Here is a 7,636-nt window from a genome sequence, read left to right as displayed (position 1 = left end):
GCCCGCCCGCATGGTCGGCATCGGCCGCGGCGGCGACAACGACCTGGTCGTCGACGACCTGATCGTGTCCAGACGCCACGCGGAGCTGCGCGCACTGCCGGACGGGACGTACGAGATCGTCGACCTGGGCAGCCACAACGGCACGTTCCTCAACGGGCAGCCCGTCACGCGCGCCCGCATCGACGAGGGCGACATCGTAGGCATCGGCCACTCGGCGTTCTGCCTGGTCGGCGACCAACTGCAGGAGTACGTCGACACCGGCGAGGTCTCCCTCGACGTGCAGGACCTGTCGGTCGCCGTCGACAAGGGCCGCAAGACACTCCTCGACCGGGTCTCCTTCCCCGTCGGCGAGAAATGCCTGCTCGCCGTCGTCGGGCCCAGCGGCGCCGGAAAGTCCACGCTGCTGAACGCCCTGACCGGCCAGCGGCCTGCCGACCGGGGCACGGTCCTGTACGACGGCCGTGACCTGTACCGCGACTACGCCGAGCTGCGCCAGCGCATCGGACTCGTACCGCAGGACGACATCCTGCACGCCCAGCTGACCGTGCGGCGGGCCCTCACCTACGCGGCCCAGCTGCGCTTCCCGCAGGACACCGCGAAGGCCGAGCGCCGGGCCCGGGTCGACGAGGTCGTACAGGAGCTGGGCCTGGAAGAGCGCGTCGGGCAGCCCATCCACAGCCTCTCCGGCGGCCAGCGCAAGCGCGTCAGCGTGGCCCTGGAACTGCTCACCAAGCCCTCTCTGCTCTTCCTCGACGAGCCGACCTCCGGCCTCGACCCCGGTATGGACCGCTCCGTGATGCACATGCTGCGCGGCCTCGCCGACGACGGGCGGACCGTCATCGTGGTCACCCACAGTGTCCTCAGCCTCGACGTCTGCGACCGGCTGCTCGTCCTCGCACCCGGCGGCAAGGTCGCCTACTACGGGCCGCCCGACGAGACCCTCGCCTTCTTCGGCTACGAACAGTGGCCGGAGGCGTTCGAGGCCTTCGAGCGGGACCGCGAACGGGACTGGGCCGGCGACTACCTGGCGTCGCTCCAGCACCGGCAGTACATCGTCAACTCCACCGCCCAGCCGCACCTCGGCCAGGCCGCCCCGGCCCCGGGCACGGTCTCCCGCCCGCCCAAGGCGCAGAGCTGGGGTTCCCAGCTGGGCACGCTCGTGCGCCGGTACGCGGCCGCGCTCAGCGCCGACCGGACGTTCCTCGCCATCATGATCGCCCTGCCGTTCGTCATGGGCGCCATGGCCAGGGCCCTGGCCGGCAGCAAGCTGACGCAGGAGACGGCGATGAACGCGCTGCTCATCCTCTGCGTCGGCGGGGTCCTCACCGGTGCGGCCAACGCCGTACGAGAACTGGTCAAGGAACGGGTGATCTACCAGCGAGAACGGGCCGTCGGCCTGTCCAGATCGGCGTACCTGATGTCCAAGGTCGTCGTCCTCGGCACGATCACCGTCCTTCAGGCCGTCGTTCTGACCCTGGTGGCGCTTCTCGGCGTCGACCTGAACGCGCCCGGCGGCGAGGGAGTGCTCATGCCGCCCCTCGTCGAGATCACGGTCGCCGTCGCCCTGCTCTCCTTCACCGCGATGATGCTCGGCCTCCTCGTCTCCGCGATGGTGCGCAAGGAGGAGGTCACGATGCCCCTGCTCGTGCTCCTCGCCATCGTCCAGGTCGTGTTCTGCGGCGCGCTGCTGAAGCTCGACGGCGTCCCCGGCATCGAGCAGCTGTCCTGGCTGGTGCCGTCCCGGTGGGCCCTCGGAGCCATGGCGGGCACCATCGGCCTTGCCCGGCTCGTCCCGGGCGACCTGACCGCCGACCCGCTGTTCAAGCACTCGGTGGGCGTGTGGCTGCTCAACATGGGCATGCTCGTCGTCCTCTCGGCCGTCTTCGGCTATCTGGTCGCCCGGCTGCTGAGGCGGCACGAACCCGAAGTCATGCGGAAGTAGCCCGCAGGAAGCAGGCGCGATGACGACGACCGAGGACTTCCGCCCCACCCACGTGGTCCCGCAGGACGGCCTGCCGGCCTGGGAGGCCCCGGACCCGACCAGGCCCACCGTGCCGCTCGACGCCCTCCTGCCGGTCCGTCTCGTCGAGCGGCGCGGTGACTGGGGGCACGTCCTGTGCGCCAACGGCTGGTCGGCGTGGGTCGACGGCCGTCTGCTGCTCGCCGTCCCGCAGGACCCGCCCGCAGCCGGACAGCCCCTCGCCCGCACCGCCGACCCGCGCCCCCTGCTCGCCCGCGTCGAGGAGACGGTCGGCCGCTACCGGCAGACGGTCGAGGAACTGGCGGCCGGACGCCTCGACGGGGAGGAGTTCCACGGCCGTACGCAGGGCATGCGGGTCGGCATCGTCGTCGACGGCGAGGCCGTGTGGCTGTACGAGGCCGAGCACGAGCGGTGGGTGTACTGCGACGGCAACCGGCTGAGCACGTACGCGACACCGAAGCCGGTCGAGGACGGACCGGGGCCCCATGACGAGGCCGGACCCGAGCCGCCTGCCGCGGCCCGCCCCGAGCCGCCCGCGTCGGGTGCCCCCGAGCCCACTCAGGTCGTGCCGGGCATCGCGCCGGAACCGACGAAGGTCGTGGGCAACACGGATCCGGAACCGACACGGGTCGTGGGCGACACGGGTCCGGAACCGCCCGAGCCCGGGGAAGACCGCGGCCACGCCCCCACCCGGTTCGTCACGGGCGACGGTGACGGCTGATGCCGCACGACACGAGCCTGTACTCGGGGCGGCCCTCCGACCTGATCGGCAAGCAGATCGCCGGCTACCGGATCGAGCGCGAGGTCGGACGCGGCGGCATGGCCGTCGTCTACCGTGCCAAGGACCTGCGTCTGGACCGCACGGTCGCCCTGAAACTGCTCGCCCCGGAACTGGCCCGCAACGACACCTTCCGCAAACGCTTCACGCACGAGTCCCGGGTGGCCGCCGCGATCGACCACCCACACATCGTGCCGGTCTTCGAGGCGGGCGAGACCGACGGCGTCCTCTACATCGCCATGCGGTACGTCGCCGGTCGAGACCTGCGCCATCTCCTGGACCGCGAGGGCCCGTTGGCGATCGCGGACGCCACCCGTATCGCCATCCAGGTGGCGTCCGCGCTCGACGCGGCGCACGACCACGGCCTGGTCCACCGGGACGTCAAACCGGGCAACATCCTGGTCGCGGCGGGCACGGACAGCGACCATCCCGAGCACGTCTACCTCACCGACTTCGGCCTCACCAAGAAGTCGCTGTCCCTGACCGGGTTCACGACCGTCGGCCAGTTCGTCGGCACGCTCGACTACGTGGCGCCCGAGCAGATCTCCGGCCGTCCTGTCGACGGCCGCTGTGACGTCTACAGCCTCGCCTGCGTGGTCCACGAGACCCTGACGGGCCGGCCGCCCTTCCAACGGGACGACGACATGGCGCTGTTGTGGGCCCACCAGTACGACCAGCCGCCCACGCTGACCTCGCAGCGGCCCGAACTCGCCGAGCCGGTCGACGGGGTCCTGGCGAAGGCGCTCGCCAAGAGTCCCGACGACCGTTACGAGTCGTGTCTTGCCTTTGTCACCGCGTTGCGTGCGGCGGCGACGGGCGTGGCCGCCGGGCATGCGCCCACGCAGGTGGACATGCGTGCCGTGGACGGGCCTCGGCGTCCGGGGCCGCCGCCCGGGCCGCCGGGGTGGGCCCGGCCCGTGTTTCCTGGGTCGGCTCGGTGAGGCTTGCCTGGGGACGGTGGGCTTGTGCGGGCCGGGTTGGGCTGGTCGCGCAGTTCCCCGCGCCCCTGACGGGGCGCCGATGTCAGACCTTGCTGAGCAGCAGGTGAGCCTGCGGGAAGGGGCGTTTGGCATCCGGTGGGGCTGTCTGCCGTAGGCGGGCCGTCTCGGTGAAGCCCGTCTCGCTCAGCAGGGCGGAGACGCGGTCGGGGGACCAGTGGTAGGCGAGCGCCACCTTGTGGTCGAAGGACTCGGCGAGCTCCGAGGGGTCGTCGTGGGCCTGGAAGGCGAGCAGCAGGCGGCCGCCGGGCGCGAGGACCCGGTGGAACTCGGCGCATACCCTCGGCAGTTCCTCCGGTGGGGTGTGGATGATCGAGTAGCGGGCCAGGGCACCGCCGAGGCTGCCGTCCGCCAGGTCCAGGGCGGTCATCGAACCCACCTCGAACCGCAGCTCCGGATGGGCCGCCCGGGCGATCGCGATCATCTCCGGCGACAGGTCGACGCCGGACGCGTCCAGGCCGAGCGAGTGGAGTAACCCGGTCACATGGCCCGGTCCGCAGCCGAGGTCGGCGACCGGACCGCCGCCGTCCGCCCGCACGAGGTCGGCGAACGCGATGAGCATGGCCCGGTCCAGTGGATGCTCCTCCAGACCGTTGGCGAAGGCCTCGGCATAGAGGGCGGCCATGGAGTCGTAGCCCGTTCGGGTGGTGCGCAGGAAGTCCGGTTCGATCATGGGTGCGTACCGTAGTACGCCCCACTGACATCAGGCCTTCGGGTTCTCCACCTCGCCGCGGTGGCGTACGCGAGAGGCGAGCAGCGCGCCCACGAAGCCCGTGACCAGGCCCCAGAGCAGGGCGAAGCCGATCGCCCCCCACAGCTGTGGCCGCAGGAAGAGTTCACCGGACAGGCCGCCGCCGACGTCGCCGATACCGAGCAGCGACAAGCCGTAGTGCGCGTCGATCCGGCCGATGAGGCAGACCGTGAGCACCGTGAGGGCGAGCGCCACCGCCATGTGCACGGCGTGCTGCCAGGCCCGTGTCCGGGCCGGTGAGCGTTTGGCCATCAGGAACGCGACGGCCAGCAGCAGCACGGCGTCGACGACCACGAGCCACCACACCCTGCCGTCCTGCTCGGAGAGCGTCCGCAGGTTGAGGGTCGAGAGGTCGGGCGTCCGCAGCACGCTGTCCAGCACGCGCGGCATCGGCAGCCCGAACGGCCCTTCGACGCGCCCCTCCCAGGAGGCGCCGAGACCGATCGTGAAGACCAGCCAGACGAGGTTCGGCAGCCCCAGGAGGACCACGGCGAGCGTCTCCGGCGCACGGCCGCGCGTCACCGCCACCACCAGCGCGATCACCACGCCCAGGGCGACGAAGGCGAGGAGCAGCACGACCATGGCGTACGCGGCCGGCCGTACCGACTCCTGGAAACGCAGCAGCCGGGCCGGGAGCGGGGCCCTGGGCGAGACGAGCAGTGCGATGACGAGGACGCCCGCCAGCCACAGCAGGCCGAAGGCCAGCGTCACGGGCACGTCGGCCTTGAAGCCGACCCGGGGCGACGAGGCCCCGAAGATGTCACCGATGTCGGAGAGCATGCCCTCGCCGAGCGAGATCGCGAAGGTCTGACGGGCCGACAGCGCCAGCGCGGCCAGCGCGAGGAGCCACAGGACGGCGATTCTCGCGGCCCAGCCGGCCAGTTCGGGGGCGCCCGCGACGGCCCGGTGCCGCAGGGGCCGGAGGAATCCGGCGGCGACGACCAGGACACCCGTGAGGGTGACCGACAGGGGAGTGACCGACATCCCTGCCTTGGTCTCGGCGATCGCTCCGGCGTTTCCGGTGAGCTCGATCGAGCCGCCGACCGCCACCACGACGGTGGCCGCGACGACCCGGGGGAACGCGCCGTCCGGCAGGTCGGCGGCCCCGGCGGCCCACAGGCCGAGCGCGGCGACCACGATCATGGCGATCAGCCCGGCCAGGACCGTCACCAGGGCGTGGATCCAGCCGTGGCGGGCCACTGCCTGGTCGGGGACTGTCTGGAGGCTCACCCTGCCCACGCTAAGCAGGCCTTCGGCGGTGCGCCCGCCGAGAGGGCCGACCGCGTCGGCTTGCGAGCGATACGGGACAGGAGCACACAATGGGCTCGTTGTGGAAGGAAGCGGCATGAAACGCAATAAGTGCCGCAGGATCCCTACGCCGGGAAGAAGAGCTCGTGAGCGTCGAACCGCCGTCGTCCGGCCGCCCCACAGGACCGCCCTCCGGCCCCTTGTCGGGGCCGACCCAGCCGAGCCCCACGCCGCCGCCTCCGGGAGACCAGGGCCCCTCGGGGCCGTCGGGTCCTTCGGGCGGCGGATCGGGTGGCGGTCCCTCCGGGCCGTCGGGTCCCTCAGGTCCGTCCGGCGGTGGTCCAGGCGGTCCGTCCGGTCCGGACGAGCCGGGCCAGGGCCCCGGAAAGGGACCCGACCGGGCCTGGTGGCAGTCGGCCCCACGTGTCGCCGTCATCGCCGCCACGATTGTCGTCGCCGTCACCCTGGTCGTCGTCTTCACCCGTTCGGACGGTGGCACCTCGGGCGCGGGCGGCGGAGAGGTCTTCCTCCAGGCCGCGGGCAAGTCGGGCCCCGACCCGTTCACCGAGTCGACCGCGGAGGACAGTTCCGCTCCGCCCGTGACGCCTTCGCCGACGGAGACCGCCGAGTCCGGCAACGTCACGCGCGGCGTGGAGGGTTCGGCGCCCGGCCTCTACGGCGGTACGCGCAAGGTGGCCAGCTGCGACGTCGAGAAGCAGATCTCCGCGCTCCAGAAGGCCCCGGCCAAGAACCAGGCGTTCGCCTCGGTCCTGGGCCTCCAGCCGTCCGGTGTGCCCGCGTATCTGCGCTCGCTCACCCCCGTACAGCTGCGGATGGACACCCGCGTGACCAACCACGGCTACCGCGACGGCAAGGCCACCAGTTACCAGGCGGTCCTGCAGGCCGGCACCGCCGTCCTAGTCGACGACCGCGGTGTGCCCAGGGTGCGGTGCGCGTGCGGAAATCCGCTGACGCCGCCGGTCGCGCTGAAGTCCACGCCCAAGCAGACCGGTGACTCCTGGCCGTCGTACCGGGCGTCGAACGTCGTGGTCGTCGCGCCCGCGACCCAGGTCATCAACGTCTTCGTGATCTACGACCCCGACAGCGGCGACTGGTTCAAGCGGCACAAGGGCGACACCGGGGACAAGGATCAGAAGACGGATCCGCCGACGGACCGGCCCTCGCCGTCCGAGAGTTCACTGTCGCCGAGCTCCGCCTCGCCGTGCGTGTCCCTGCCCCCGGGCACGACCGCCAAGCCGAACGGTTCGGCGAGCCCCTGCCCGGAGACGTCCTCGGCGACACCCTCGTCACCGTCCCCGGAGACCGAGTCGCCCTCGTCCGAGCCCCCGTCGGCGGAGACCTCCGACTCGACGTCGGCCGACATCACGACGGAGTCGGCCGCCAGCAACAGTGCCCCGGAGTCGGCCGCGACCTCCCCGGGGCTCTGAGCGCCGGGTTCGTTCCGACGGTCTACTCGTCGATCGCCGCGCCGAAGGCTGCGCCCAGGTAGGGGGCGCCGAGCGCGTCGGCGCCGTACGTCCACGAACCCGTGGCCGTGATGCCGCCCGCGCCGGCCGACAGCACCCAGACGAACCCGTCACCGGCGTTCTCGCCGGGCGCCGAGGCCAGCAGTCCGAAGCGGCCGTCCCTGTCGGGGTCGGTGAGCCGGACCTGGCCGCCCCACTTGTCGCCCTTCTCGGGGACGCCGGAGACGCCGGCGGAGTCCTGGTCCCAGGACTTGGCGCCCGTCGCGGTCAGTCCGGCGGACGTGCCGCGCAGCACCCACACCGCGCCCGCGTCGGCGAGCTGCAGATAGCGGATCTCGGCGGCCTCGCCGTTCAGCTTGCCCAGCGACTCCATCTGGGCCGTCGTCGCCATGC

General features: G+C 72.1%; 6 protein-coding genes and 1 pseudogene. 4 read left to right on the top strand and 3 right to left on the bottom strand.

From position 1 onward, the window contains the following. The 3 genes from O3Q52_RS44730 to O3Q52_RS44720 form a co-directional block, all read left to right on the top strand. A partial coding sequence (locus tag O3Q52_RS44730; RefSeq protein WP_269654253.1) for an ABC transporter ATP-binding protein/permease occupies positions 1 to 1,942 on the top strand: 1,942 nt, incomplete at its 5' end. A gap of 19 nt (positions 1,943 to 1,961) precedes the next feature. After that, positions 1,962 to 2,702, top strand: coding sequence for a hypothetical protein (locus O3Q52_RS44725; protein ID WP_269654252.1), 741 nt, complete (start codon positions 1,962 to 1,964; stop codon positions 2,700 to 2,702). After that, positions 2,702 to 3,700 (top strand): serine/threonine-protein kinase, encoded by a 999-nt coding sequence (locus O3Q52_RS44720; RefSeq protein ID WP_269654251.1) that lies wholly within the window; start codon positions 2,702 to 2,704, stop codon positions 3,698 to 3,700. Before O3Q52_RS44725 ends, O3Q52_RS44720 begins: the two co-directional genes overlap by 1 nt. A gap of 82 nt (positions 3,701 to 3,782) precedes the next feature. Here O3Q52_RS44720 and O3Q52_RS44715 read toward each other — a convergent pair whose 3' ends face one another. Both O3Q52_RS44715 and O3Q52_RS44710 read right to left on the bottom strand, forming a co-directional pair. Continuing rightward, entirely contained in the window at positions 3,783 to 4,430 is a 648-nt protein-coding gene (locus O3Q52_RS44715) for a class I SAM-dependent methyltransferase (RefSeq protein WP_269654250.1), read from the bottom strand. Between the two features lie 30 nt (positions 4,431 to 4,460). Further along, a complete protein-coding gene (locus O3Q52_RS44710; RefSeq protein ID WP_269654249.1) occupies positions 4,461 to 5,738 on the bottom strand; it encodes a streptophobe family protein in 1,278 nt (425 codons plus the stop codon). Positions 5,739 to 5,902: 164 nt separating this feature from the next. Between O3Q52_RS44710 and O3Q52_RS44705 the strand changes: the two genes are divergently transcribed. Beyond that, positions 5,903 to 7,204, top strand: coding sequence for a DUF6777 domain-containing protein (locus O3Q52_RS44705; protein ID WP_269654248.1), 1,302 nt, complete (start codon positions 5,903 to 5,905; stop codon positions 7,202 to 7,204). A 22-nt stretch (positions 7,205 to 7,226) separates the two neighbouring features. On the opposite strand, the pseudogene O3Q52_RS44700 reads toward O3Q52_RS44705, so the two are convergent. Continuing rightward, positions 7,227 to 7,636: pseudogene (locus O3Q52_RS44700) on the bottom strand (esterase); the annotation flags it as partial.

The organism is Streptomyces sp. ActVer (genome assembly GCF_027270795.1).
Taxonomy (GTDB): Bacteria; Actinomycetota; Actinomycetes; order Streptomycetales; family Streptomycetaceae; genus Streptomyces; species Streptomyces umbrinus_A.
The sequence above is the reverse complement of the archived record's forward strand: the minus strand, read 5'-3'. Positions and strand labels throughout refer to the sequence as shown.